Source organism: Stenotrophomonas sp. SbOxS2, from assembly GCF_013416715.1.
Taxonomy (GTDB): domain Bacteria; phylum Pseudomonadota; class Gammaproteobacteria; order Xanthomonadales; family Xanthomonadaceae; genus Stenotrophomonas; species Stenotrophomonas lactitubi.
In genome coordinates, this window is the sequence record NZ_JAAVXD010000002.1 from 111,953 (window position 1) to 138,336 (window position 26,384).

The 26,384-nt window shown below is 67.0% G+C and carries 22 protein-coding genes and 1 riboswitch; of the genes, 9 read left to right on the forward strand and 13 right to left on the reverse strand.

Annotation, left to right across the window (positions count from 1 at the left end):
* Nucleotides 1–15 precede the first annotated feature (15 nt).
* Entirely contained in the window at nucleotides 16–1,521 is a 1,506-nt protein-coding gene (locus tag HFK18_RS03710; RefSeq protein WP_025875748.1) for a CoA-acylating methylmalonate-semialdehyde dehydrogenase, read from the reverse strand.
* Nucleotides 1,522–1,608: 87 nt separating this feature from the next.
* Here HFK18_RS03710 and HFK18_RS03715 point away from each other — a divergent pair, with 87 nt between their 5' ends.
* Complete coding sequence (locus HFK18_RS03715) at nucleotides 1,609–3,003, forward strand: short-chain fatty acyl-CoA regulator family protein (RefSeq protein WP_180164465.1); 1,395 nt, start codon at nucleotides 1,609–1,611, stop codon at nucleotides 3,001–3,003.
* A gap of 279 nt (nucleotides 3,004–3,282) precedes the next feature.
* Nucleotides 3,283–4,236, forward strand: a complete 954-nt coding sequence (locus tag HFK18_RS03720) for a DUF1028 domain-containing protein (protein ID WP_180164467.1) — start codon at nucleotides 3,283–3,285, stop codon at nucleotides 4,234–4,236.
* A gap of 79 nt (nucleotides 4,237–4,315) precedes the next feature.
* Here HFK18_RS03720 and HFK18_RS03725 read toward each other — a convergent pair whose 3' ends face one another.
* Entirely contained in the window at nucleotides 4,316–6,193 is a 1,878-nt protein-coding gene (locus HFK18_RS03725) for a patatin-like phospholipase family protein (protein ID WP_286041077.1), read from the reverse strand.
* A 331-nt stretch (nucleotides 6,194–6,524) separates the two neighbouring features.
* Here HFK18_RS03725 and HFK18_RS03730 point away from each other — a divergent pair, with 331 nt between their 5' ends.
* From HFK18_RS03730 to pncA, 4 genes are all read left to right on the forward strand, one after another.
* Entirely contained in the window at nucleotides 6,525–7,580 is a 1,056-nt protein-coding gene (locus HFK18_RS03730) for a bifunctional nicotinamide-nucleotide adenylyltransferase/Nudix hydroxylase (protein ID WP_180164849.1), read from the forward strand.
* Nucleotides 7,581–7,660: 80 nt separating this feature from the next.
* Nucleotides 7,661–9,070: a nicotinate phosphoribosyltransferase gene (locus tag HFK18_RS03735; RefSeq protein WP_180164469.1), complete on the forward strand. Its 1,410-nt coding sequence runs from the start codon at nucleotides 7,661–7,663 to the stop codon at nucleotides 9,068–9,070.
* Nucleotides 9,071–9,184: 114 nt separating this feature from the next.
* A riboswitch (cobalamin riboswitch) is annotated at nucleotides 9,185–9,399 on the forward strand.
* Between the two features lie 140 nt (nucleotides 9,400–9,539).
* Nucleotides 9,540–10,211, forward strand: coding sequence for an epoxyqueuosine reductase QueH (locus HFK18_RS03740; RefSeq protein ID WP_099819597.1), 672 nt, complete (start codon nucleotides 9,540–9,542; stop codon nucleotides 10,209–10,211).
* 57 nt (nucleotides 10,212–10,268) lie between these two features.
* A complete protein-coding gene (gene pncA / locus HFK18_RS03745; RefSeq protein WP_180164471.1) occupies nucleotides 10,269–10,895 on the forward strand; it encodes a bifunctional nicotinamidase/pyrazinamidase in 627 nt (208 codons plus the stop codon).
* 87 nt (nucleotides 10,896–10,982) lie between these two features.
* Here pncA and purU read toward each other — a convergent pair whose 3' ends face one another.
* Nucleotides 10,983–11,834, reverse strand: a complete 852-nt coding sequence (gene purU, locus HFK18_RS03750) for a formyltetrahydrofolate deformylase (RefSeq protein ID WP_180164473.1) — start codon at nucleotides 11,832–11,834, stop codon at nucleotides 10,983–10,985.
* A gap of 113 nt (nucleotides 11,835–11,947) precedes the next feature.
* Here purU and HFK18_RS03755 point away from each other — a divergent pair, with 113 nt between their 5' ends.
* Entirely contained in the window at nucleotides 11,948–12,856 is a 909-nt protein-coding gene (locus tag HFK18_RS03755) for a LysR family transcriptional regulator (RefSeq protein ID WP_180164476.1), read from the forward strand.
* A 3-nt stretch (nucleotides 12,857–12,859) separates the two neighbouring features.
* On the opposite strand, the gene HFK18_RS03760 is transcribed toward HFK18_RS03755, so the two are convergent.
* The 3 genes from HFK18_RS03760 to HFK18_RS03770 form a co-directional block, all read right to left on the reverse strand.
* Nucleotides 12,860–13,963 (reverse strand): NADH:flavin oxidoreductase/NADH oxidase, encoded by a 1,104-nt coding sequence (locus tag HFK18_RS03760; RefSeq protein ID WP_180164478.1) that lies wholly within the window; start codon nucleotides 13,961–13,963, stop codon nucleotides 12,860–12,862.
* Between the two features lie 105 nt (nucleotides 13,964–14,068).
* Entirely contained in the window at nucleotides 14,069–14,872 is an 804-nt protein-coding gene (locus HFK18_RS03765; RefSeq protein WP_180164480.1) for an NAD-dependent protein deacetylase, read from the reverse strand.
* A 43-nt stretch (nucleotides 14,873–14,915) separates the two neighbouring features.
* A complete protein-coding gene (locus tag HFK18_RS03770) occupies nucleotides 14,916–15,326 on the reverse strand; it encodes an acyl-CoA thioesterase (RefSeq protein WP_089241503.1) in 411 nt (136 codons plus the stop codon).
* A gap of 92 nt (nucleotides 15,327–15,418) precedes the next feature.
* Between HFK18_RS03770 and HFK18_RS03775 the strand changes: the two genes are divergently transcribed.
* Nucleotides 15,419–16,054: a LysE family translocator gene (locus HFK18_RS03775; RefSeq protein ID WP_180164482.1), complete on the forward strand. Its 636-nt coding sequence runs from the start codon at nucleotides 15,419–15,421 to the stop codon at nucleotides 16,052–16,054.
* Nucleotides 16,055–16,198: 144 nt separating this feature from the next.
* Here the strand turns inward: HFK18_RS03775 and HFK18_RS03780 are convergent, their stop codons facing one another.
* The 4 genes from HFK18_RS03780 to HFK18_RS03795 form a co-directional block, all read right to left on the reverse strand.
* Nucleotides 16,199–17,218: a ribonucleotide-diphosphate reductase subunit beta gene (locus HFK18_RS03780; protein WP_025875781.1), complete on the reverse strand. Its 1,020-nt coding sequence runs from the start codon at nucleotides 17,216–17,218 to the stop codon at nucleotides 16,199–16,201.
* Between the two features lie 128 nt (nucleotides 17,219–17,346).
* Nucleotides 17,347–19,758 (reverse strand): ribonucleoside-diphosphate reductase subunit alpha, encoded by a 2,412-nt coding sequence (locus tag HFK18_RS03785; protein ID WP_100461879.1) that lies wholly within the window; start codon nucleotides 19,756–19,758, stop codon nucleotides 17,347–17,349.
* 586 nt (nucleotides 19,759–20,344) lie between these two features.
* Nucleotides 20,345–21,445 carry a cell division protein ZapE gene (gene zapE, locus HFK18_RS03790; protein WP_089241515.1) on the reverse strand — a complete coding sequence of 367 codons (1,101 nt, stop codon included), beginning with the start codon at nucleotides 21,443–21,445 and terminating at the stop codon, nucleotides 20,345–20,347.
* Nucleotides 21,442–22,113: a CocE/NonD family hydrolase gene (locus HFK18_RS03795; RefSeq protein WP_180164484.1), complete on the reverse strand. Its 672-nt coding sequence runs from the start codon at nucleotides 22,111–22,113 to the stop codon at nucleotides 21,442–21,444. Before HFK18_RS03795 ends, zapE begins: the two co-directional genes overlap by 4 nt.
* Nucleotides 22,114–22,156: 43 nt before the next feature.
* On the opposite strand from HFK18_RS03795, the gene HFK18_RS03800 reads away from it, so the two are divergent.
* Nucleotides 22,157–23,014, forward strand: coding sequence for an EamA/RhaT family transporter (locus tag HFK18_RS03800; RefSeq protein ID WP_180164486.1), 858 nt, complete (start codon nucleotides 22,157–22,159; stop codon nucleotides 23,012–23,014).
* A gap of 316 nt (nucleotides 23,015–23,330) precedes the next feature.
* Here HFK18_RS03800 and HFK18_RS03805 read toward each other — a convergent pair whose 3' ends face one another.
* From HFK18_RS03805 to HFK18_RS03815, 3 genes are all read right to left on the reverse strand, one after another.
* Nucleotides 23,331–24,770: an ExeM/NucH family extracellular endonuclease gene (locus HFK18_RS03805; RefSeq protein WP_180164488.1), complete on the reverse strand. Its 1,440-nt coding sequence runs from the start codon at nucleotides 24,768–24,770 to the stop codon at nucleotides 23,331–23,333.
* Nucleotides 24,771–24,932: 162 nt separating this feature from the next.
* A complete protein-coding gene (locus HFK18_RS03810; RefSeq protein WP_180164490.1) occupies nucleotides 24,933–25,451 on the reverse strand; it encodes a c-type cytochrome in 519 nt (172 codons plus the stop codon).
* Between the two features lie 205 nt (nucleotides 25,452–25,656).
* On the reverse strand, nucleotides 25,657–26,265 hold the full coding sequence (locus HFK18_RS03815; RefSeq protein WP_089241525.1) for a TetR/AcrR family transcriptional regulator: 609 nt from the start codon (nucleotides 26,263–26,265) through the stop codon (nucleotides 25,657–25,659).
* Nucleotides 26,266–26,384: the final 119 nt, after the last annotated feature.

Below are 26,384 nucleotides of genomic sequence, written 5' to 3' on the forward strand. Positions count from 1 at the left end.
GGCTGCTCCCTGCTGTTACTTCAGGCTGATCGTGGTGTTGACGCCGTGGCTCAGCGTCTCGTCGTCGAACCAGCGCGCGGTGACGGTCTTGGTCTGCGTGTAGAACAGCACCACCTGCTTGCCGTACGGGCCCAGGTCGCCGAGCTTGGAAGCGCGCGAACCGGTGAACGAGAACAGCGGCACCGGCACCGGGATCGGCACGTTGATGCCGACCTGGCCGACGTCGATGTCTTCCTGGAAGCGACGTGCAGCGGCGCCGCTCTGGGTGAACAGCGCGGTGCCGTTGCCGTTCGGATTGCTGTTGACCATGGCGATGGCCTCATCCAGCGTTTCCGCTTCGAGGATGACCAGCACCGGCCCGAAGATTTCTTCCTGGTAGATGCGCATGTCGGTGGTGACACCGGCAAAGATGGTCGGGCCGACGAAGTTGCCCTTCTCGAACCCATCAACCTGCGGCTTGCGGCCATCGAGCACCAGCTTGGCGCCCTGCTCCACACCCGACGCGATCAGGCCTTCGACGCGATCGCGGGCGCTGCAGGAAATGACCGGGCCGACGTCGGTGCCGGCAACCGTGCCACCGCTGACCTTCAGGGTCTTGGCCTTCTCGACCAGGTCCTGTACCCAACCGCGCGCTTCACCGACCAGCACCAGGGTCGAGGCGGCCATGCAGCGCTGGCCGGCCGCACCGAACGCAGCACCGACCATCGCGTTGAGGGTCTGCTCCTTGTTGGCGTCCGGCAGCACCACGGCGTGGTTCTTGGCGCCCATCATGCACTGCACGCGCTTGCCGGCCAGCGAGGCGCGGTTGTACACGTGGGTGCCGACGCGGGTGGAACCGACGAACGAAACGGCCTTGATGTCCGGGTGGTCGCAGATGGCGTTGACCACTTCCTCGCCACCGTGGACGACGTTCAGCACGCCCTTCGGGATGCCCGCTTCCAGGGCAAGCTCGACCAGGCGCATGGTGACCATCGGGTCCTGCTCGGACGGCTTGAGGATGAAGGTGTTGCCGGTGGCAATGGCCATCGGGAACATCCACAGCGGGATCATCGCCGGGAAGTTGAACGGGGTGATGCCTGCGCACACGCCCAGCGGCTGCATGATCGAGTAGGTGTCCACGCCATTGGCCACGTTGTTGGCCAGCTCGCCCAGCTGCAGGTTGCCGATGGCGGCCGCATGCTCGACCACTTCCAGGCCGCGGAACACATCGCCTTCGGCGTCCGGCAGCGTCTTGCCCTGTTCGGCGGTGAGGATGTGCGCCAGCTCGCTCATGTTTTCGCGGATCAACTGCTGGTACTTCAGGAAGATGCGCGCGCGGGTACCGATCGGGGTCTTGCGCCAGGTCTTGAAGGCTTCCTTGGCGGCGGCCACGGCCGCGTCGACTTCACCCGTGGTGGCGAACGGCACCTGGGCCAGCACGTCCTGGGTGGCCGGATTGATCACGTCCTGCCAGTGGGAGGTGGCCGATTCAACGAACTGGCCATCGATCAGCATGCGGATACGGGGCGCTGCAACAGTCATGACGACAATCCACGGGGTGCGAAAGATGCTTGGCATTATTCACAGCACGCACCTCGATTTCCGGCCTGAATCCGCTTAATCTGGCCAATGCCCGCCACGATTCCTGTTAATCCTGTGAATTATTCAGCCCCCCAGCGCCAACTCGGTCTGCGCCTGCTGCGCCTGCGCGAGCAGCGCGGCTACAGCCAGGCCGACCTTGCCCGCGCACTGGGGCTGTCGGCCAGCTACCTGAACCAGATCGAGCGCAACAAGCGCCCGCTGACGCCGGCGGTGCAGAAGAAGCTGGGCGAGGTGTTGGGCGATGTTTCCGACCTGTTCGACGACAATGAGCCCGCCGCGCTGCAGGAGTCGCTGGGCGAGACCCTGCGCGACCTGGGCCTGGCCGATGTCAGCGCCACCGAGCTGCGCGCGCTGGCCGGCAACCTGCCGCAGGTCAGCCGCGCGCTGCTGGACCTGCACCGCCGCCACCTCGCATTGCGCGAGCACGCCGCCGCGCTGGAGTTCCAGCTGGGCGAGCCAGGCGCGGGCAGCACGCTGCCGGCCGGTGACCAGGTGCGCGAGTTCTTCAACCGGATGCACAACCACATCCCCGAACTGGATGAACTGGCCGAGCAGCTGTTCGCCGAATGGGGGCTGGCGCCGGGACACGTGGCACCCCGGCTGCGCCAGTTGCTGGCCGATCGCCACGGTGTGCTGGTGGAAGTGGCCGCGCTGCAGGCCGGGCGCGAGAAGCGCCAGTACGATGCCGGCAGCCGCACGTTGTGGCTGCCCGATTACCTGGAGCCGGGCCAGCAGGCGTTCCAGATGGCGGTCGAGCTGGCGCTGCGCGGCTACCTGCCGCAGATCGATGCGGTGATCGCGCGCACCGGCTTCACTGACGATGCGCGCATCGCGCAGGCGCGCATCGGCCTGTCCAACTATTTCGCCGGGGCGCTGGTGATGCCGTACATGCGCTTCCTGCGCGCGGCCGAAGCCAGCAGCTATGACATCGAGCTGCTGGCGCACCAGTTCGGCGTGGGATTCGAGGCGGTCTGCCATCGCTTGAGTACGCTGGCACGCCGCAGCGCACCCGGCCTGCCGTTCTTCTTCATCCGCGTGGACCGCGCCGGCAATGTCTCCAAGCGCCACTCGGCCACCGATTTCCACTTCTCGCAGGTGGGCGGTTCATGCCCGTTGTGGATCGTCTACGAGGCGTTCAACCAGCCCGGACGCATCCTCACCCAGACCGCGCGCATGCCTGATGGCCGCCGTCATTTCTGGCTGGCACGGCAGGTCAGCAGCGGCCCGGTGGGCCACGGCCAGCCGCGCAAGACCTTCGCGGTGGCACTGGGCTGTGACCTGCAGCATGCCGACAGGCTGGTGTATTCGCTGGGGCTGGACGTGCAGAGCCCGGGCAATTCGGTGTCGATCGGACCGGGCTGCCGGGTGTGCCCGCGCGAGGACTGCATGCAGCGCGCGTTTACCCAGCTGCCGGGAAGGTAGGGGTTGGTTCGGCAGGGCTGCGCCCTGCACCCGCCGAAGCGGTAGTGCCGGCCGCTGGCCGGCAACCTCAACAGCAACAGCGGGCATTCCGTGGGATGGCCTGCTTTTGGTGGGTGTCGACCTTGTTCGACACGGTAGATCCACGCCATGCGTGGATGTTCTTCGATGAATTGTCGACTATTCGATTTCGATGGAGATTCATCCACGCATGGCGTGGATCTACTAAACCTTCCGCGCGTAGGCTGCATCCCATTGCAATGCCCGCCCTGGAGATGCCCCATGTGCCTGTTGCGTTCCTGCCTGGCTTTTCTGCTCGCTGCCGTCGCTGCGCCGGCATGGGCCACGTTCTCCATTGCCGCCTGCAACGACGCCGGCGACTGTGGGGTGGCCGTCGCCACCCACAACCTCGCCGTTGGCGGTGTCGGCGTGCCGTGGGCGCAGGCGAAGGTCGGCGCGGTCGCCAGCCAGTTCGAAACCAACCCGACCTACGGCTCGAAGGGGCTTGCGCTGTTGGCCAAAGGCCGTGCGCCGGGGCAGGTGCTCAAGCAGCTGCTGGACGAGGATGGTGACTTCGATGGCACCACCATCGCCGAGCGCCAGGTCGGGCTGGTCAGTGCGCGTGGCGGCAACGCGCAGTACACCGGCGCCACCGCACAGCAGGCCGATTGGGCGGGTGCCGTTGGCGAGGGCAAGGTGAGCGTGCAAGGCAACGGACTGGCCGGGCCGGAGGTGCTGGCGGCGATGCAACGCGCGTTTGCGGCCACCCACGGTGAGCTTGCCGCGCGGCTGTTGGCCGCGCTGCAAGCAGGACAAGCGGCAGGCGGGCAACGCAGCGGGCAATGGTCGGCGGCGCTGCTGGTGCGCACACCCGGCGGCGACTGGCAGGACACCGACCTGCGCGTGGATGCCGACCCGCGCGCCGTGGCGCGTTTGCGCGAGTTGTACGACATGCGGCTTTCAAATGACGCGATCATCCGCGCCGAACAACAGTGGGAACGCGGCGATGTTGCGGCTGCTCGCGCATCGCTGGCTACATCGCTTGCGCTCGCGCATGGCTGGGACCGCACGTGGGCGCGTGCCGCGCGATTGGCAATGTCGCACGGTGAAGCCGCATTGGCCCGCGAGTACCTGGCGGGATTGCGCGCGCTCAACCCGGGATGGGTGAAGCTGGAGCTGGCATTGCCGTTGTATGCACCATTGCGGGGCGATGCGGTGGTCGAGGCGTGGCGATAGGCGGTAGCGCCGGGCCATCCCCGGCGAGCGCAGCGGTACGAAAGGCCGCCGGGCATGGCCCGGCGCTACCGGACAGCGATCAATAGATCGGCGTCACCTTCATCTGCGGCAACGGCCGTGGCGAGCCGTCGGTGAGGTCGGGACCGAGGTCATCCCAACTGCGTCCCTGCTCCACCATCAACCCCCAAAGCTGCTGCGACGCCAACCGCTTGTCTTCCGAACCCAGCTTGTACGACGGCGGCGGCGGCGTGCCCGTGGCCACCATCGCATAGGCCGCGCGATAGGCCAGCACCTGCTGCGCCGGATCGTCGGTGCGCGAAATCTCCAGCGTGTAGCGCTGGTAGGCCGAGGCCAGGTTGCGCCAACGGATCCAGTAATGGTTCTCGAACGAGAACGAACAGAAACGTGCGCCGGCCAGGCTGCCCTTGTCGGCGATGCGGGTCAGCACCTCCTGTGGCATGTCCAGGTTCATGCCGCCCTCATCGCCCTGCAGGCTCACATGCACGATGCGGTCGCGATAGCCGGGCGCGCGCGCCTGCAGCAGGTCGCGCCAGTTCTGCATGGTGGCCACCACCGCAAACAGGAAGCGGCCCAGTTCGCCGGCCGCCAACGGCGTGGCAATGGACTGGTAGTGCCGCTGCCATCCATGGCGGTTCTCGGTGGGCAGGAACACCGAGCGTTCCAGCGCCTGGCGGCTGTCACCCTCGCGCTGCACCGGCTCGGGCCGTTGCGGATAGACCAGGTTGATGGCGAAGGTCGGCCAGCGCGGCAGCGCGGCATCGAACAGGTGGATCGGGAAGTTGCTGCTGATGCCGCCATCGGAGAACCAGCACACCCGGAACGCGGTGATCACCGGACCACAGGCCTGGCCTGCGCTGGTCAGGCCTTCCATGCTGTCGGCCACGTTGTGTCCGGCCTCGCCTCCAGCCGTCGATGTCGGCTCGCAGCGACGCTCGCGACGCGAGGGCTCATGCAGCGGCACCGCGCTGATCAGCAGCGGGAAGCTGAGGCTCATGCGCGTGGCCACCAGTACCGGCAGCGACGCGCCCTGCGGCAGATGGTAGTAGTTGCGGCCTTCAACTTCACGCGGTGGGCCGGCGCGGTCGACCATCCACTGCACCACGCTGGCCGGGAACAGCTGCTCGAATTCCTCGCGCAGGAACCAGAACTGCGCGCCGCCCAGCGGCAAGGTACGCGGTTCATTGTGCGACACGCAGGTGGTGATCATCTGCAGCGTGATCGCATGCGGGCTGTCCGGCTCGCCCGCATAACGCGGCGCGTCGTGCAGATCGGCGAAGGTCAGCGGTGCATCCATCGGTTTGCCTGACAACTGCTGCAGGCTTTCATGCAGCCACTCGGTCAGCGCCGGCGTGCCTGCGTCCCGGCTCAGTCCACTGCACAGCCCCAGCAGGTTGCGCCGCGCCACCCGTGCCACGCGCAGCGCCGCACCGGCTACACCTGCACCATAGGCACACAACAGCGACGGCAGCAGAGTTGCCGCCACGCCGCTCCAGCCACCGCCCCACCAGCCCAGGCCGAGCAGCAGTGCAAGCGACACCAGCACTTCCAGCGGCGCGATCTGGAACACCGCGATAGCCAGGCACAGCAGCTTGCGCGGCCAGCCGGCGTTGCCGGTCAGCACCACCAGCAGCCGATACGCAGCGCGCGCGCCAGCGGCCGGCTGGAACAGGCTGTAGATGAACCCACGCCGCGACAGCTGTGCCGACACCGCCGACAGGCCGCCATATCCCGCATCGCCCGGCAGGTGTTCGCCCAGTTGCTGGCGGCGGTCGCCGTATGCCGCAGCGGCGGCCACGGCAGCGGCGATCGCACCGGCCGAAGTGCCACCGATGCTCTTGAAGCGGTATTCGCGGGCCAGCGCGAGCACCGCGTTGGGATACACGATGCCGCTGGTGATGCCGCCTTTCATGACCAGATCGCAGTACTTGTCTGCCACTACCCTTCCTCCGCTTGCCAACGGCGCGCCGCAGCGCGTATTGCCATCCCTGGACCGGTGAGACCTGCCTGTCATTGCCATAGCGCTTGGGCGCGGGGCACGGAACGTGTGAAAGGCTCCCATCCAACGCCAGGAATGCAGTATGACGTGGAGCCCTCTCACTGCCTGAGACCACCGCCGCAGTTGTGCAGGCACGTGGCCGGCAGGCAGCCGCCATACCGTGCTGGCAGCTGTCTGGCACCACTGGCGGAGACTTGACCGGCGGCACCGAAGGCGTAGCATCTGCAGCAAGCCAAGGGACAGACCCTTCGCTGCCACAACGACATGAGGGATTCTCATGGAATTCGACTATCTCGTCTTCATCGGGCGTTTCGAGCCCTTCCACAACGGCCATGCCGCCGTTGCCCGCCTTGCCCTGAGCAGGGCCCGCAAGCTGATCTTCCTGGTCGGCTCTGCCGATACCCCCCGCAGCCTGCGCAATCCCTGGACCGTGGCCGAACGCGCCGTGATGATCCAGGCCGCCCTCGATGGCAACGCCGATCGCCTGCTGATCCAGCCACTGCGTGACCACCTGTACAACGAAGCCCAGTGGATCGCCAGCGTGCAGCGTCATGTGGCCGAAGCCCTGCGCAACGATGGCGCCGCATCCGATGCGAAGGTCGGCCTGATCGGCATGGACAAGGATGCTTCCAGCTACTACCTGCGGGAGTTCCCTCAATGGCCGCTGGTCGACGTGCAGCACACTGCTACCTTGTCGGCCACCGAGCTGCGCCGTTACCTGTTCGAAGCCGGCGACGTGGATTTCCACGGTGCACTGCTGATGCTGCGCGGCAATGTACCGGCACCGGTGTACGACATGCTCGAGGCGTTCCGCAGAAGCTCGCCGGCCTACGCGCAGCTGGTGGCCGAGTACCGTTTCATCGAGCAGTACAAGGCCGCCTGGAAGGATGCGCCATACGCACCGACCTTCGTCACCACCGATGCGGTGGTCGTGCACTCGGGCCACGTACTGCTGGTCCGCCGTCGTTCGGCACCGGGCAAGGGCCTGTGGGCGCTGCCCGGCGGCTTCGTCGGCCAGGAACAGAGCCTGCTCGACAGCTGCCTGCGCGAACTGCGCGAGGAAACCCGGCTGAAGATTCCACTGCCGGTGCTGAAAGGCTCGCTGAAGGGCCAGCAGGTGTTCGACCACCCCGAGCGCAGCCAGCGCGGCCGCACCATCACCCATGCCTTCCACTTCGAATTCCCCGCTGGCGAACTGCCGGCGGTGCGCGGTGGCGACGACGCCGACAAGGCGCGCTGGATTCCGGTCAGCGAGGCGCTGGACATGGGCCCGCAGCTGTTTGAAGACCACCTGCACATCCTGGAGTACTTCCTGGGCCGGGGCTGATCGCACTGGACCCTGCAGAACCCGTTTTCCCCACCGGCGGACAGACCGCCGGTGCCACTCGACGCGAAGGAGCTTCCGTCATGCATTACCTCGATAACCTTCTCCTCAACACCGACAGCTACAAGGCCAGCCACTGGCTGCAGTATCCGCCGGGTACCGACGCCACGTTCTTCTACGTGGAGTCGCGCGGCGGCCTGCACGATCGCACGGTGTTCTTCGGCCTGCAGGCGATCCTCAAGGATGCCCTGGCACGGCCGGTCACCCACGCCGACATCGACGACGCCGCAGCGCTGTTCGCCGCGCATGGCGAACCGTTCAACGAAGCCGGCTGGCGCGATATCGTCGACCGTCTCGGCGGCCATCTGCCGGTACGCATCCGCGCCGTACCCGAAGGCAGCGTGGTGCCCACGCACCAGGCACTGATGACCATCGAGTCGACCGACCCCGCCGCCTTCTGGGTGCCGTCCTACCTGGAAACCCTGCTGCTGCGCGTGTGGTACCCGGTCACCGTGGCGACCATCAGCTGGCATGCGCGGCAGACCATCGCCGGCTTCCTGCAGCAGACCAGCGATGACCCCCAGGGGCAGCTGCCGTTCAAGCTGCACGACTTCGGCGCACGCGGCGTCTCCAGCCTGGAATCTGCCGCACTTGGCGGTGCCGCGCACCTGGTCAACTTCCTCGGCACCGATACGGTGTCGGCGCTGTGCCTTGCACGTGCGCATTACCACGCGCCGATGGCGGGCTGTTCGATTCCGGCCGCCGAGCACAGCACCATCACCAGCTGGGGCCGCGAGCGCGAAGTGGATGCGTACCGCAACATGCTGCGCCAGTTCGGCACGCCCGGTGCGATCGTAGCGGTGGTGTCGGACAGCTATGACATCTACCGTGCCATCAGCGAACACTGGGGTACCACCCTGCGCGAAGAAGTGATCGCTTCCGGCGCCACCCTGGTCATCCGCCCCGATTCGGGCGACCCGGTCGAGGTGGTCGCCGAGAGCCTGCTGCGGCTGGATGCCGCGTTCGGTCACACGATCAACGGCAAGGGCTACAAGGTGCTCAACCACGTCCGTGTCATCCAGGGCGATGGCATCAACCCGGATACGATCCGCGCGATCCTGCAGCGCACCACCGATGATGGCTACTCGGCCGACAACGTGGCCTTCGGCATGGGCGGCGCCCTGCTGCAGCGGCTGGACCGTGATACGCAGAAGTTCGCACTGAAGTGCTCGGCCGCGCGGGTGGACGGTGATTGGATCGATGTCTACAAGGATCCGATCACCGATGCCGGCAAGGCCAGCAAGCGCGGCCGTATGCGCCTGCTGCGCCGTCTGGACGACGGCAGCCTGCATACGGTGCCGCTGCCGGCCGGTGGCGATGACACCCTTCCGGCTGGCTTCGAGGATGCGATGGTGACCGTGTGGGAGAACGGCCGACTGCTGCACGACCAGCGCCTGGATGACATCCGCGCGCGGGCCGCTGCCCAGCGTTGAGGACCCATCCACGCATGGCGTGGATCCAGCTGGGGGTCAGAGCCTGTTGCGGGGCAGCGGGATCCGGCCCCTGGGCCTTGACCGGCGCCGCCAACGCGTCCACCGTGGGCGCGCCGAAGGTATCCCTGCCATGGCTGGATGGTGGCAGGGATTTAAACGGGAATCCGGTGAAGGCGCCTCGCGCGCCCATTCCGGAGCTGCCCCGCAGCGGTGAATGGAAACGAATCCTGCCAACAGCACTGGGCTCGCGCCTGGGAAGCGGCAGGTAGTAGGTGGGCTGCGGCCCGTGTCCATCAGCCCGAATACCGGCCCCGGCCGGGGGACTCGACCGTCCCCTGACTCGACCTGGAATCTCCGCGGGGAGGTTGCCGGGGCCATCGTCGTCCTGCGCGTGCAGGTGGCGTGGCCGCGCGCGTCCTGTTCACGGTTTCCGGCCAGACCCGTTGCCCACGCCCAGACGCACCCGACGATGACCGAGCTCCAACGCCCCACCCTGACTCTTCCCGACAACGGCCAGCGCCTGCTGCTGCATTCGTGCTGCGCGCCGTGCTCGGGCGAAGTGATGGAGGCGATCACCGCCTCCGGGATCGACTACGCGATCTTCTTCTACAACCCCAACATCCACCCGGTGAAGGAATACGAGCTGCGCAAGCAGGAGAACATCCGCTTCGCCGAGCAGCACAACATTCCCTTCATCGACTGCGACTACGACACCGACAACTGGTTCAGCCGTGCGCGTGGCATGGAGAATGAACCCGAGCGCGGCATCCGCTGCACGATGTGCTTCGACATGCGTTTCGAGCGCACCGCGCTGTACGCACACGAACACGGCTACGACACCATCAGCTCCTCGCTGGGCATCTCGCGCTGGAAGAACATGGCGCAGATCAACGACTGCGGCGTGCGCGCCGCCTCGCACTACGAAGGCCTGCAGTACTGGGACTACAACTGGCGCAAGGGTGGTGGTGCCAGCCGCATGGTCGAGATCAGCAAACGCGAGCAGTTCTACCAGCAGGAATACTGTGGCTGCGTATATTCGCTGCGCGATGCCAACCGCCACCGCCGCGAGAACGGCCGCGAGCGCATCAAGATCGGCCTGCTGTATTACGGGCAGGACAACGACGCCGCCAGCAGCGATTGACGTGCGCGCGAGTGGCGGCCACGCTGGTCGCCCTTCTTCCGTTGTGCCGGACCTGCCATGACCGCCCTGCCCGCTGACGTCGCCCTGCTGGTGATCGACCTGCAGCCGGACTTCATGCCCGGTGGCGCCCTCGCCTGCGAAGAGGGCGATGCGCTGGTGGCGCCGATCACGGCACTGCTGGCCGAGCGCCGCTACCGCACCGTGGTCGCAACCCAGGACTGGCACCCGGCCGACCATGCCTCGTTTGCCAGCCAGCATCCGGGGCATCTGCCTTTTGAAGCGATCCTGCTGCACGCACAGCCGCAGACCCTGTGGCCGGACCACTGCGTGCAGGGCAGCGCGGGCGCCGCACTGCACCCGGGAGTGGACTGGACCGTGGCCGACCTGATCCTGCGCAAGGGCACCCGCCAGCAGGTGGATTCGTACAGCGCCTTCCGCGAGAACCACGGCCCCGACGGCACGCGCCCGGCGACCGGACTGGCCGGCTGGCTGCACGAACGTGGAATCCGCGAGGTGCACGTGTGCGGGTTGGCACGCGATTACTGTGTGCTGTGGAGCGCGCAGGACGCGGTGAAGTCCGGCTTCCGGGTGAAGTTCCTGTGGGAGCTGACCCGCCCGGTGACCGATGCCAACGACGGCATGGTGCGCGAGGCCCTGGCGAAGGCGAGGATTGCGATCCTCTGACCCGCTTCCGCCGGGCATGGCCCGGCGCTACCCGTCGTCCGATCCTGGTAGCGCCGGGCCATGCCCGGCGAGCGGGCGACGCGGCCGTTACCTGAACACCACCGTGCGGTGCCCGTTGAGCAGGATGCGGTGCTCCACGTGGCGGCGTACCGCCCGCGCCAGCACCTGCGATTCGGTATCGCTGCCCAGCCGCACCAGCTCCCTCGGGGTCATCGCGTGGTCCACGCGGGCCACGTCCTGCTCGATGATCGGACCTTCGTCCAGATCCTCGGTGACGTAGTGCGCGGTGGCGCCGATGATCTTGACCCCGCGTGCGTGCGCCTGGTGGTACGGCTGTGCGCCCTTGAAGCTGGGCAGGAAGCTGTGGTGGATGTTGATTGCCCTGCCCGCCAGCGCACGGCACAGCGTGGGCGAAAGAATCTGCATGTAGCGCGCCAGCACCACCAGGTCGATGCGCTCGCGTTCGACCAGGTCGATGATCTGCTGTTCCTGCGCCGCGCGCGTGTCCGCGTTCACCGGCAGGTGGTGGAACGGCACCTGGTAGGACGCCGCCAGCGCTGCGAAGTCCGCATGGTTGGATGCCACCGCGGCGATATCCACCTTCAGCTGGCCGCTATGTGCACGGAACAGCAGGTCGTTCAGGCAATGACCCTGCTTGCTGACCAGTACCAGCAGGCGTGGCCGGCGGCGCCCGTCATGCAGCTGCCAGTCCATGCCGAAGCCGGCAGCGAGCGTGGCCATGGCGGTGTGCACGGTCTCCAGCGGCAGGCCCGCATCGCGGTCGAAGTGCACGCGCAGGAAGAAGCGACCGCTCTCCTCATCGCCGAACTGCTGGGCGTCGAGGATGTTGCAGCCGTGGTCGAACAACAGGCCCGACACGCGATAGACGATGCCGGTGCGGTCGGGACAGGAGAGGGTGAGGATGGAATCGGGGCGCATGGCCCGAGTGTAGGGCAGCACTGCGGCGTGGTGGACGATGGTCACCGATGCAACCGACTGCTTCGTACAGACCCAAGCGATACTTGGCCTTCCGCATGGCAAGCTGGTCGGTCATGAACCTGTTGCAGCTCATCCGCAGCTTCACCCGCACCGCAGAGACCGGCAGCATTGCCGCTGCGGCACGCACCCTTGGCATCAGCGCCACCGCCGTGGGCCAGAACATCAACCGTCTGGAAGCCCACCTGGGCGTGCGTCTGCTGAACCGCAGCACGCGCCAGCTGGCGCTGAGCGAGGCCGGCACGGTGTATCTGGCACAGGTGCGGCATATCGAAGCCGACCTGGCGCGCGCGCAGGCGATGATCACCGGCGACGTGGAACCGGCCGGCCCCCTGCGCATCGCCAGCAGCAGCGCGTTCGGCCGACACGTGCTGGCACCGCTGCTGCCGTCGCTGCAGCAGCGCTACCCGCAGCTGCGACTGGAACTGCGCCTGACCGATCGCGCCGTGCAGCACGGGCCGGAAGCGGTGGATGCCAGCCTCCGCATCGGCGCGCAGCTGGAGGACGGGCTGGTGGCGCGGCCCTTGGCACGCATTCCGTTCGTGTTCTGCGCATCGCCAGCGTACCTGCAGGCACACGGCACGCCGCTGGAACCGGCGCAGCTGGCCGCCCATCGCGGCCTGCTGCACCGCTTCCCCACCGACGGCCGGCCACTGCGCTGGGGCCTGCTGAAAGAAGGGCAACGCGTGGACGCGGCACTGCCGCCGAGCATGGTCTGCGATGACATCGATGCGCTGGCCGAACTGGCCGCTGCCGGTGCCGGTGTCACCCGGCTGGCGGCGTTCGTGGCCGAACCGTACCTGCGCGACGGGCGCCTGCAGGCGGTGTTCGGGCCCGCCACCGACTGGAAGCCGGAGCCGATGGAGGTCTATTTCTGCGTGAGTGACCGCCGCGATTTCACCGCCAAGATCCGCGCGCTGTTCGAGCACCTGCAGGCCGGCCTGCCGCCGGCCTGGCAGGTGTAGGTCTCAGCGTGGATTGAACACGCCGCGTGCGTCGCGCGGCTCGCAGCGCAGGTACTGCGGTGCCGGCACCACGCTGTCACCGAGCGCAGCAGCGGCGTGCCACGGCCAACGCGGGTCGTACAGAATGCCGCGGGCCAGCGCGATGGCATCGGCCTGGTTGTGGCGCAGGATCGATTCGGCCTGCTCCGGCTCGGTGATCATGCCCACCGCAATCACCGGCATCCGCACCTTCTTGGCCTTGATCGCCGCCGCGAACGGCACCTGGTAGCCGGGGCCGACGCTGATCTTCTGGCGCTCGTGCAGGCCGCCACTGGAAACGTGCAGGAAGTTGCAGCCACGTGCGTCCAGTACCTGTGCCAGCGCCTCGCTCTGCACGATGTCCCAGCCACCCTCGACCCAGTCGCTGGCGGAGATGCGCACGCCCACGGCGACCTTGTCCGACACCGCGGCACGCACCGCGTCGAACACTTCCACCAGCATCCGCAGCCGGTTCGGCAGCGAGCCGCCGTAGCCATCGGTGCGGCGGTTGCTCAGCGGCGACAGGAACTGGTGCAGCAGGTAACCGTGCGCGGCATGGATCTCGATCAGCTCGAAGCCCAGGCGCTCGGCGCGCACCGCGCTGGCGGCGAAGGCGGCAACGATCTCGGCGATGCCGGCCTCGTCCAGCTCCTGCGGCGCCGGATCGGTTGCATGGAAGGGCAGCGGCGACGGCGCGACCGTGGTCCAACCGCGCGCATCGTCGGCCGGCAACTGGCCGCCGCCATCCCACGGACGCGCCGTAGAGGCCTTGCGGCCGGCATGGGCCAACTGCACACCCAATGGCATCGGCGACCAGCGGCGTACGCTGGCCAGCACCTGTGCCAGTGCCGCTTCGGTGCCGTCGTCCCACAGGCCCAGATCGGCCCAGCTGATGCGGCCGCGCGCTTCGACCGCGGTGGCCTCCAGGATCAGCAGGCCCGCACCGGACTGCGCCAGGTTGCCCAGATGCATGGCGTGCCAGTCACTGGCGCGGCCGTCTTCGGCGGAGTACTGGCACATCGGCGCGACGACGATGCGGTTGGACAGGGTCAGGGGGCCGAAGGAGATCGGCGAAAACAGCTGGCTCACGGCAGTGGGGGTGTATCAAAGGGGGTGCGTATTGCACCGCTGTACGGCCGATAGATCAACCGTGTGGGTGGATCGCTGTTTCGTGGGCAAGACCCAGCCGATGTGTCAGCGCACCCAGCCGGCCAGCGCCTCGGCGCAATCGCGCTCGTCCTTGAACTGCAGCATGTCGTCGGCACGGGTGCGGCCACGGTTCAGCGCGGCCACCGGCAGGCCAGCCTTGGCCGCGGCCTGCACGAAGCGGAAGCCGGAATAGACCATCAGCGAGGAGCCCACCACCAGTACCGCATCCGCCTGCTGCAGGTGCTCGTGCACGGCATCCACACGCTCACGCGGCACGTTCTCGCCGAAGAACACCACGTCCGGCTTCAGCAGGCCGCCGCAGTGCGGGCAGTCCGGCACCGCAAACGCGGAGAAGTCGGTTTCCAGGTCGGCGTCGCCGTCGGGCGCGATACCGGCCTCCAGCGACTCCCAGCCGGGGTTGGCGTGCAGCAGTTGCTGCTGGAAGTCCTCACGCTCGCTGCGACGTTCGCAGCCCATGCAGCGCACCAGGTCCAGGCGGCCGTGCAGGTCGATCACGTTGCGGCTGCCGGCACGCTGGTGCAGGCCATCCACGTTCTGGGTCAGCAGCACCTGCAGCTTGCCGCTGTCCTCCAGTGCGGCCAGCGCCTGATGCGTGCCGTTGGGCCGGGCCTGGCCGAAGCGCGGCCAGCCCAGCAGACTGCGCGCCCAGTAACGCTGGCGGGTGGCGGCCTCGCCCATGAACGCCTGGTAGGTCACCGGCGGCGTGCGCTTCCACTGGCCATCGGCATCGCGGTAATCGGGAATGCCCGAAGCGGTGCTGCAGCCGGCGCCGGTCAGCACGAACAGGCGTTGGGCGCGGTCGATGAAGTCGGTGAGCGGCAGGGTCATGGCAGCCAGATGGGGGCGCGCGGGCGCCCCCGCAAGCACGGGCTCAGGCCGCCGGCGCGCCGGGAAGCTGCGGCACGGTCACCGGGTGGCCATCCTCGCCCAGCGCGATCATCACGAAGTGGCCGCGGGTGCACAGCTTGCGCTCGCCGCTGTGCAGGTCCTCGGCGATCAGCTCCACCTCGACCTTCATCGAGCTGCGACCGACCTCGACGATGCGGCCGATGGTCTCGACCATCTGGCCGATACGGATCGGAAGCTTGAAATCGACCTGGTCGCTGCGCGCGGTCACCACGGTGCGGCGCGAATAGCGGGCGGCGGCCAGGAAGGCGGCCTTGTCCATCCATGCCAGCGCCTGGCCACCGAACAGGGTGCCCATGTGGTTGGTGTGGTTGGGAAAGACGATTTCGGCCATGCGCACTTCGGTCGGCGGCACGGTCTCGGGGATGGGGGTCATGGGGGCGGTTCGGGTGTGGGGTAAGACGGATTTTAAGGCAGGTGGCGTGCAGGCGGCGCTACACTTCGGCACCCCCACTGCGTGAAACCGCCATGCCCGCCACCTCCGACCTGCTGGCCTTCGCCCTTGTCTCGCTGGCCATGGTGCTGACGCCCGGGCCGAACATGATCTACGTGATCTCGCGCTCGATCTGCCAGGGCCGCGTGGCCGGGTTGATCTCGCTGGGCGGGGTGGCGCTGGGCTTCGTGTTCTACATGCTGTGCGCGGCGCTGGGCATCACCGCACTGCTGATGACCGTGCCGTTCGCCTACGACGCGCTGCGCATCGGCGGCGCGCTGTACCTGCTGTACTTGGCTTGGCAGGCATTGAAGCCGGGCGGGCGGTCGCCGTTCGCGGTGCGTGACCTGCCGGTGGATGGCCCGCGCAAGCTGTTCGCGGTGGGTTTCCTGACCAATGTGCTGAACCCCAAGGTCGCGGTGATGTACCTGTCCCTGCTGCCGCAGTTCCTGCACCCGGACAGCGAAGGCGGCGTGCTGATGCAGTCGCTGGTTCTGGGTTCCACCCAGCTGCTGGTCAGCGTGAGCGTGAACGCGGTGATCGCGATAATGGCCGGCAGCATCGCGGGCTTCCTGGCGGCCCGCCCCACCTGGCAGGCGGTGCAGCGGTGGTTCATGGGCACGGTACTGGCCGGACTGGCCGTGCGCATGGCGGTGGATGGGCGGCGGTAGGGGGCCATGCCCGGCGGAATGCGCACGACACCCTGAAAACCTTCCGCGCTGCGCGCTCGCCGGGCGTGGCCCGACGCTACCGTGGAAACGAAAAACCCCGGCGTTGGCCGGGGTTTCTCGTTGCGACAGTCCTGACCGGTTCGATCAGAAGTTCATGTCGAAGGCGACTTCGCCCTTCACGCCCACCTGGTAGGCCGAGGCGCGGCGTTCGAAGAAGTTGGTCAGTTCCTGCACGTCCTGCAGTTCCATGAAGCTCAGCGGGTTGCGCACGTTGTACTTGCGCTCCATGCCCAGGCGATGGAAATGGTTGTCGGCGCAGTGCTGCAGGTACTGGCGCATGTCACGGGTGGAAATGCCTGCCACGCCACCGGACAGCACGTCCTCGGCGAACTGCACTTCACACTCGATGGCTTCGGCCAGCATGTCGTAGACATCCTGCTTCATCTTGTCGTCGAACAGATCCGGCTCTTCCTCGCGGATCACGTCCACGCACTCGAAGGCGAACTCCATGTGCGCGCTTTCGTCGCGGAACACCCAGTTGGTGCCCGAGGCCAGGCCGTTAAGCAGGCCGCGCGAACGGAAGTAGTACACGTAGGCGAACGCGGCGAAGAAGAACAGGCCCTCGATGCACGCAGCGAAGCAGATCTGGTTGAGCAGGAACTGGCGGCGCTCTTCGCGGGTCTCGATGCGCTTCAGGTCCTGGATCGAGTCGATCCACTTGAAGCAGAAATCGGCCTTCTTCTTGATCGAGTCGATGTTCTCCACCGCAGCGAAGGCTTTGACGCGCTCGTCCGGATCCGGCAGGTAGTTGTCCAGCAGGGTCAGGTAGAACTGCACGTGCAGCGCTTCTTCATACAGCTGGCGCGACAGGTACATGCGCGCTTCGGGCGCGTTCAAGTGCTGGTACAGGTTCAGCACCAGGTTGTTGGACACGATCGAATCGCCGGTGGCGAAGAACGCGACCAGGCGGTGGATCAGGTGACGCTCGCCCGGCGACATCTTGCTGTGCAGGTCGCTGATGTCGATCTGGAAGTTGATCTCTTCCACCGTCCAGGTGTTCTTGATCGCATTCCGGTACATGTCATAGAACTGCGGGTAGCGCATCGGGCGCAGGGTCAGTTCAAAACCGGGATCGAGCAGCATCTGCTTGGGCTTGTCGGCCATGGGTGTTTCCTTGAATTCCTAGGTGAGCGGCCAGGCATGGCCCGGCGCTACCGTGGGTGTCTCTCTGCAGCCGAGCATGGCTCGGCTCTACAGGTATGAGGTGCCGGCGATCGCCGGCACGGCGCGTCTTACTGGCAGGCCTCGCAGGCTTCCGGGTTCTCCAGCGAGCAGGCGATGGCCTCTTCCGGGCTGAACACCTTCTCCGGGCCGGCGGTGGCCACGTGGCTGACGGTGGTCTTGGCGATCTTGGTGGCCGGACGCGAACGCAGGTAGTAGGTGGTCTTGATGCCCTGCTTCCAGGCGTACATGTACATGGACGACATCGCGCCGATGCTCGGGCTTTCCATGAACAGGTTGAGCGAGGCGGACTGGTCGATGAAGGCACCACGATCGGCGGCCATGTCGATCAGCGAACGCATCGGCAGCTCCCACGCGGTGCGATAGACGTGGCGCAGCGTTTCCGGGATCTGGGTGATGGCCTGGATCGAGCCGTCGGCCAGCTTGATCGCATCGCGCATTTCCGGGGTCCAGTGGCCCAGCTTCTTCAGCTCGTTCACCAGGTAACGGTTCACCTGCAGGAAGTCACCGGACAGGGTCTCGCGCTTGAACAGGTTGGACACCTGCGGTTCCACGCACTCGTAGCAGCCGGCGATGGAGGCGATGGTGGCGGTCGGGGCAATCGCGATCATCAGCGAGTTGCGCAGGCCGTGTTCCTTGATGCGCTCACGCAGGGCGTCCCAGCGAGCGGCATCTTCCGGCACCACGTTCCAGGCATCGAACTGCAGCTCGCCGCTGGCCGCACGGGTGTCGGCGAAGGACGGGTGCTTGCCGCGTTCCTGGGCCAGTTCCACCGAGGTTTCCAGCGCGTGGAAGTAGATGGTCTCGGCAATCTTCTTCGACAGCGCGCGGGCTTCGGCACCATCGAACGGCAGGCGCTTGCGGAAGAACACGTCCTGCAGGCCCATGCAGCCCAGGCCGACCGGACGCCAGCGCAGGTTGCCGCGACGTGCCGATTCGATCGGGTAGAAGTTCAGGTCGATCACGCGGTCCAGCTGGCGCACGGCCAGGCGCACGGTGTCGGCCAGCTTGTCGAAATCGAACTCGCCGTTGCCGTCGAAGTGGTTGCCGAGGTTGATCGAACCCAGGTTGCACACCGCGGTCTCTTCGGCCGAGGTGACTTCCAGGATCTCGGTGCACAGGTTGGACAGGTGGATCACGTTGCCGGCGCGCAGGGTCTGGTTGCTGGCGCGGTTGCACTTGTCCTTGAAGGTCATCCAGCCGTTGCCGGTCTCGGCCAGGGTGCGCATCATCCGCGAGTACAGCTTGCGTGCGGAGATGGTGCGGTTGGCCTTGCCCTGTGCCTCGGCCTGCAGGTAGGCAGCCTCGAAGGCTTCACCGAACAGGTCGGTGAACTCGGGCACCACGCGCGGATCGAACAGCGACCATTCCTGGTCCGACTCGACACGCTTCATGAACAGGTCCGGGATCCAGTTGGCCAGGTTCAGGTTGTGCGCACGGCGCGATTCGTCGCCGGTGTTGTCACGCAGCTCGAGGAAGTCCTCGATATCGGCGTGCCAGGTCTCCAGGTACACACAGGCCGCGCCCTTGCGCTTGCCGCCCTGGTTCACCGCAGCCACCGACGAATCCATGGTCTTCAGCCACGGCACGATGCCGTTGGAATGGCCGTTGGTCGACTTGATCAGCGAGCCACGCGAACGCACGCGGGTGTAGCTGACGCCGATGCCGCCGGAGAACTTGGACAGCTGGGCGATGTCGCCGTACTTGGAGTAGATCGATTCCAGCGAATCCTGCGGCGAGTCCAGCAGGAAGCACGAGGACAGCTGCTCGTGGGTGGTGCCGGAGTTGAACAGGGTCGGGCTGGACGGCAGGTAGTCCAGGTTGCCCATGCGCTTGTACAGCGCCAGGGTTTCCGGCACGTCCTCGCTCAGCGCGCTGGCGATGCGCAGGAAGAACTGCTGCGGGGTCTCGATCACCTTGCGGGTGTGCGGATGGCGCAGCAGGTAGCGGTCGTACAGGGTACGCAGGCCGAAGTAATCGAAGTTCAGGTCGAGCGAGATGTCGATGGCATCGTTGAGCTTGCGTGCGTTGGTCTGCACGAAGTTCAGCAGGCGGTCGTTGATCAGGCCCACTTCGTGGCCACGACCCACCGACTGCGAGAACGCGTGGATTTCCTGGTTGGACACTTCCTTGGCGATGAAGTTGGCCAGCAGGCGCGCGGCCAGGCGGCCGTACTCGGGTTCTTCGCCGATCAGCAGCGCCGCGGTGCGGATGGACAGTTCGTCCAGCTCCTGGGTGGTGGCGCCGTTGTACAGGCCGGAAATGGTGCGGGTGGCCACGCGCATCGGATCGACGGCGTGCAGGCCTTCAGAGGAACGCTGCACCGCGCGGACGATCTTGTTCAGATCCACCAGTTCGGTCGTGCCATTGCGCTTGGTCACACTCATCGCGTTGGACGTCGGCGGCGACGTCAGCAGGAACTCGCTTTCCTTCTCGATGGTGGCGCTGGTCTCGGTGGTCACGGCGTGTGTCCTCTTGGCGTGATGGATGGTGGCTCGGTGCATCGGATGACGCGGCCCGGGACGTGACACCCCAGGGTGGCAGACCGGTGTCGCAGGAATTGAGACCTGCGCCTGTGGCTGCTGCTGGCAGTGCTGACCGGTGCCGCTGCGGGCATGGAGGGCGTATCACCGGAGGCTCCGGTGATCCCTTCCATGGACCCGGCGGCTTGGGGTCCCCACAACCGACAGCCACAAGATAGTGGGGGTAGTTGGGTCCGTCAACGCCAAATGTAGTGAAATTCGGCAATCCCTTGCGCCGCAAGGATCGTGCCATCGGCGCCCGCTTTGGACGCTTTGCACCTGCTGGATCGGGCTGCGCAGTCAAGCCCGAAAAGCGTCGTGGTGGCGGTAATCAGCACCCCACCAGCGGAACAATGACAGCTTCACATGACAGGGCCATGCAGGCGAGGGACAAGTCTGTGGATAGGTGGTGGGCAGCCAGTGGGCGGCCGGTGGACGGGCGGCACCGGGTAGTGCCGGCCGCCGGCCGGCAGCCCATGGGCCCGGATGCATCGTGCGGATGCCGGCCAGCGGCCGGCACTACCCCTCACGCGCGGTGCGGGGTACCCAGGTACTCGGCGCTCTGCATTTCGATCAGGCGCGAGGCCGTACGCTCGAACGCGCCCTGCAGGCGGGTACCGGTGTAAAGCTCGACCGGTGAAGTACTGGCGGTACAGACCAGGTTGACGTGGCGGTCGTACAGTTCGTCGATCAGGTTGACGAAGCGGCGCGCGGCATCCTCGTTCAGGCGATCGAAGGCCGGAATGCCGCCCAGCAGCACGGTGTTGAACTCGTGCGCGATCTCGATGTAATCCGACGGCCCACGCGGGCCTTCACACAGGGCGGCGAAGTCGAACCAGGCAATGCTCTTGCCACGCGCGCGCACCGGGATCTTGCGGCTCTCGATCTCGATGTTGCCGGCCTTGGCCGGTTGGCCACCACTCAGTTCGCCCCAGCGCGTGGCCAGCCAGCTGTCGCTGTCAGCGGCCAACGGCGCGCGGTACACCGGCGAACGGGTCAGCGCGCGCATCCGGTAGTCCTCGGTGCCCTCGGCGTACAGTTCCACGCAATAGCGCTGCAGCAGGCCGATGGCCGGCATGAAGCTCTCGCGCTGCAGGCCGTTGAGGTACAGGTTTTCCACCGCCGTGTTGGAGGTGGTGACCAGGGTCACGCCTTCGGCGAACATCCGCTCCAGCAGGCGCGCCAGCAGCATGGCATCGCCGATGTCGGTGACGAAGAATTCGTCCAGTACCAGCACGCGCAGGTTGCTGCGCCATTCCTGGGCGATCTTCGCCAGCGGGTCGCTCTGGCCCTGGTGCTCGCGCAGGCGCTCGTGGACGCTGCGCATGAAGCGATGGAAGTGGGTGCGGTACTTCTGCTTGATCGGCAGGCCGTCGTAGAACAGGTCGACCAGGAAGGTCTTGCCGCGGCCAACGCCGCCCCAGAAGTACAGGCCCTTGACCGGCTCGGGTTTCTTCCAGAACGAGGACAGGCGGTCCAGCCAGCCATCCTCGGCGCTGTCCACCAAGGCCAGGTGGATCCGGTCCAGCTCGGCCAGGGCCGCATGCTGGGCCGGGTCGTTCTGCCAATCGCCGCGTTCCACCCCGGCCGCGTAGCGCTGCGTCGGGGTCAGTTCCACCTCGCTCATGCCGCCGTGCCCAGCCAATGCTTGACGCCGTGGGTGAGCGCGCCACGCAGGTCGATCAGCTTGCGGTGGAAGAAGTGGCTGGTGTCCGGCATGCGCACCAGCTCATGCGCCGCATCGAGGGTGTCCAGCCACTGGTAGACAGCCTGCGGGTCGACGATTTCATCCTGCTCGCCCTGGATCACCAGCCAGCGCGCCGGCGGCGCGATGCCGCCGAAGTCCCAACGGCCTGCCGGCGGCGCGATCGAGATCAGCGCTTCGGGCTGCAGTTCGGCGGCGGCCTTCAGCGAAACGAACGCGCCGAAGCTGAAGCCCGCCAGCCACAGGCGGTCGTCGGGACGCTGCTGGCGGACCCAGGCGGTAACGGCCTTCAGGTCTTCCTGCTCACCCACGCCGTGGTCGAATTCTCCGGCAGAACCACCGACGCTGCGGAAGTTGAAGCGCACCGTGGCGATGCCCAGCTCACGCAGGGTGGTGGCGGTCATGGTGACCACCTTGTTGTGCAGGGTGCCACCTTCGGTGGACAGCGGATGGCAGATGATGGCCACGATCGGCTGCACCGGCACATCGGCCTTGGGCAGGTCGATGAGCACTTCCAGCGGGCCAACCGGGCCTTCCAGTGAGATGCAGGCGGTTTCGCCGGGGGCGACGGGGAACGAGGGCTTGTGCATGGCACCATGATAGCGTCCCCCGCCGCTGCCCTGTGCCCGCCCCATGCTCTACCTGTCCCTGGCCGTGATCTGCAGTGTGCTGGTTTCGGTGTTGTTGAAGCTGGCTGGCCGTCGCCAGCTGGATATTGCGCAGATGGTGACCTGGAACTATCTGGTCGCCGCGACGATGACGGCGGTGGTGCTGCAGCCGCCGCTGGACGCCTTGCGCGCACCGCACGCACCGTGGGTTTCGCTGCTGGCGCTGGCGGTGGTGCTGCCCTCGATCTTCCTGGTACTCGGCCGCGCGGTAGCGGTGGCCGGCATCGTCCGCAGCGACGTGGCACAGCGCTTGTCGCTGCTGCTGTCGCTGGCAGCGGCATTCCTGTTCTTCGGGCAGACCGCCACGCCGTGGAAGCTGGTCGGGCTGGGCCTGGGCCTGCTGGCGATGGTGGCCATCAGCCTGCGTCCACGCGGCCCGGCAGTGGCCGCTTCCGCCGGTGGCTGGGGCTGGCTGCTGGGCGTGTGGGCCGGCTTTGCAGTGGTGGATGTGCTGCTGAAGCAGGTGGCGCTGTCGGGCACGCCGTCGATGGCGGCGGTGCTGGCCAGTTTCAGCGTGGCCTTCGTACTGATGCTGGTGCTGCAGCTGTGGCGGCATTTCAGTGGGCGCAGCCGTCTGGCCTGGCGCAACCTCGGTGCCGGCGCGCTGCTGGGCCTGCTCAACGGCGGCAACATCCTGTTCTACGTACATGCGCACCAGTCGATGCCGGAAAGCCCGGCCACCGTGTTCGCCGGCATGAACATCGGCGTGGTGGTGCTGGGTGCGCTGGTGGGCGTGTTCGCCTTCGGCGAAGCGACCACGCGCTGGAACCGTGCCGGCCTGGCGCTGGCGGTGCTGGCGATTGGTTTGATCGCCTGGGGGTAAGACATCGGTAGCGCCGCGCCATCCCCGGCGAATCGTTTCCGCAACCGCGGAGAGGTGTCACTTTCTTTGCGCGCAAAGAAAGTAACCAAAGAAACGCTCCGCCGACCACGAGCCGGTGCTGTGCACCGGTACCCTGCGCTTCTCGGGGAATCAGGGGACGGCGCCAAACTCGCTGCGCTCAGACATCGGCGCCTCTTCGCCCCTGATTCCCCTGCGATGCTCGGCTCGCTTGAAGGCGGACGGGAAGATCAAAAGCAGCAGCAGGGTCAGTGCGGGCCAAGGTCCGCACCCACCCAGGCAGATTCCCGGCGCCGGGTTATCTGTCGAAGCCCAGCAACAGCGGGTCGTGGTCGGAGCTGCGCCATGGGCCCTGCACATTGCGGCCCTGGTAGCCGCTGGCGTCCTGCTCGTCGGCGTTGCTGTGCCACTCGGCAGCGCCACGCAGGCGCTTGGCCATCGTCGGGCTGAGCAGCGCGTGATCGAGGCGGCCGGTATAGCCGTTGTAGACGTAGCTGTAGGGCTGTTCGACCTTCGCTACCTTGAAGGCATCCTGCCAGCCCAGGTCGTGCAGGGTGCGGATCGGATCTTCCATGGCGTAGGCGTTGAAGTCGCCCATCAGCACCACGTCCGTCACCTTCATGCGCGCGGCTTCGGCCTGCACCCAGGTGTTGAGCTGCCTGGCCGATTCCACACGCGTGGCGTTCCAGCAGCCCTGCCCGTCATTGCGGTCGGCGTCGGCGCCGCTGGCCTCGCGGCAGCCCTTGGACTTGAAGTGGTTGGCGACCACCATGAACGGTGCGCCCTTGCCCTGGAAAGCCTGCGCCAGCGGCGCACGGCTGTGCTCGACGAAGGGACCGTCGAGCTTGGTCAGCGGCTTGCCGAGCGGCTTGAATTCGCTCTTGCGGTAGATGATGCCGACGCGGATCGGATTGCTGCCGGGGCCTTCACCGGCATCGACGAACGCCCACTGCTTGTCGGCCGCGAGACCGGCGTTGAGTGCGTTTACCAGTTCAGCGATGGCCGACTGCGGGCCGTAGCCGTCGTTCTCCAGTTCCATCAGCGCGGCGATATCGGCGCCCAGCGCGTTGACGGTGGCGACCAGCTTGCCGACCTGCGCCTTGTGCTCGTCCAGCGTGCGCGCGCCGCGCAGGGTCGGGAATCCACCGCCCTGGCCGTCACCATTGAAGAAGTTCTCCAGGTTGAAGGCGGCGATATGCAGGCTGCCGGGCACGCTCGGCACGGCCGGCCGCTGTAGTTCCGGCAGCTTCAATGTGCCGTCGACCTGCAGGCTGGGGCGGCCCTGTGCATCCACACGCACGGTGCCTTCCACGTTGCGCAGCTGCATGCCGGTACGCAGCACCGGGTTGCCCGGCAGATAGGCGACGCTGGCCGGGTCACGTGCATCGCTGCCGTCGTCCAGCACCAAGCGACGGCGCTGGTTGTCGGCCATCACCTGTTCGATACCGGCACTGCCGGGCACGGCCACTTCCGTCGGCTGCCACAGGCGGCCATCGAAGGCGACGGTGAGCTGGCCGAAGCGTTCCAGGCCATCGGTGCCGGCCAGGGTGAGCGGCGCGGCGATGCGCACGTGCTGGCCCTCCAGTGCACGCCAGTCGGCCGGCGCGGCGGTCAGGGGGACGGTGGCCGGGCTGCGCGGCGCGGGCGCCGGGGTCGGCGCAACCTGCGGCTGGGCCTGGGCGAAAGCGGATGCCGGCAGCAGCAGGGACAGGGCAAGGGCGAGGGAACGGCGACGCATCGACAGACGACTCCACGGAAGAGGCGCACAGACTAACTCTGAAATGCGAAACCCCGCCTGCGCAGCGGGGTTTCGGCCTTGGTGAGCAAAGGGAGTGCCGGCCACCTGAGCGGGCACGCGTATCCGTAGTAGATCCACGCCATGCGTGGATGCGGCCGCGCGCTATTTCAGATTGCCCAGCATCCAGTCCACGGTGGCGTGGATCTGCTCCTCGGTGAGCGCCGGGTTGCCACCCTTGGGCGGCATGATGCCGCCGTCGGGGCCGGTGTAGCCCTCGATGGCGTGCTTGTAGAGGGTGTCCTTGCCCTGCGCCAGGCGCTTGTCCCAGTGCGAGTGGTCCAGCGTCGGCGCCATGCCCACGCCGGTGGTATGGCAGGCGGTGCACAGGTTGTCGAAGATCACCTTGCCGTCCTTGGTACCGCCGTAGGCCACCTGCGAGGCGGCCTTGGCCAGCGTAGCGGCATGCGCCGCAGCCTGCGCGGCCGCGCCGGTGCTGCCGGCGTACACCGCGCCGGTGGGCGAAATGCGCTGTTCGGTGCGTTTGGCGGCGGTAGGCGACACCTCGGGCGGAATCCGGGTGTGGATGAACGCGGCCAGGAGGATCAGACCGAGGGTGATGGCCATCAACAGCGCGATCACCATGGAGAAGCGTTTCAGGAACTCCAGATCGTAATTCCGCACTCTTCGTTACCCCTGGCTGATAGTCGTTGGACCACGGCTGAGCGACTGCGTGATGGGCCGAGTATAGAACGCACGCCGCGCCCGACAACAGGCGTCAGGGCTGGTGCGGCGCAGCATGCGGCCGTGGCCGCATGCGGGTAGCGCCGGGCCGCGCCCGGCGAGCGCGAAGCGCGGCAGAAGTCGCCCGGCACCCGCAACAGCGGCATCACCCTGCGCCAACAGCCCGCAGGCAGAAACTGCAGATGGCCTCGACCAGTGCGTCCTCGTCGCGATGCGCTTCGCGGCTGGGCGCGGTCGGGCCGACCATCGCTTCGGTGAAGGCACCCACCAGGCAAGCGGCGGCAGCGTGCGCGTCCTGCGCCGGCAGTTCACCGGCCGCCACACCCTCTTCCACCAGGCGCAGGAACACATCACCGAAGGCACGGCGGCCGCGCATGCGCTCGGCTTCCACGTCCGGGTCCACCGGCTCGACGATGAAGGCGTGGGCCAGGCCAGGGCCAGCCAGGGCTCGGCGGACAAAGGCGGTGATGGCCTGGCGCAGGCGCACGCTGGCCGGCTCCGGCGCACTGGCGATGCGTTCCATGATCGCCACCTCGTGGGCCACGGCGGCGTTGAGCACTTCCACGAACAGCTCGGCCTTGGACGGGAAGTGGCGGTAGATCAAGCCGGTGGAGACCCCGGCCTGGGTTGCCACGGCCGTTACCGGCGCGTTGCGCCAGCCGCCGGTGGCGACCAGTTCGCGGGTGGCCAGCAGGATCCGTTCACGGGCCCCGGCCAGGCGTTCTTCCATCAATGCTGAGCGTTTATAGGCCATGTTCTGAGTCTGGTTTCAATTTTTGAATTTGTATTCACTTCTTACCCGAACCCCGCTACGCTGGGGTCCAATCGCCCGCGCGGGCTGCTGCTGTGAACAGCTGCCCGCTTCCCCCTTCC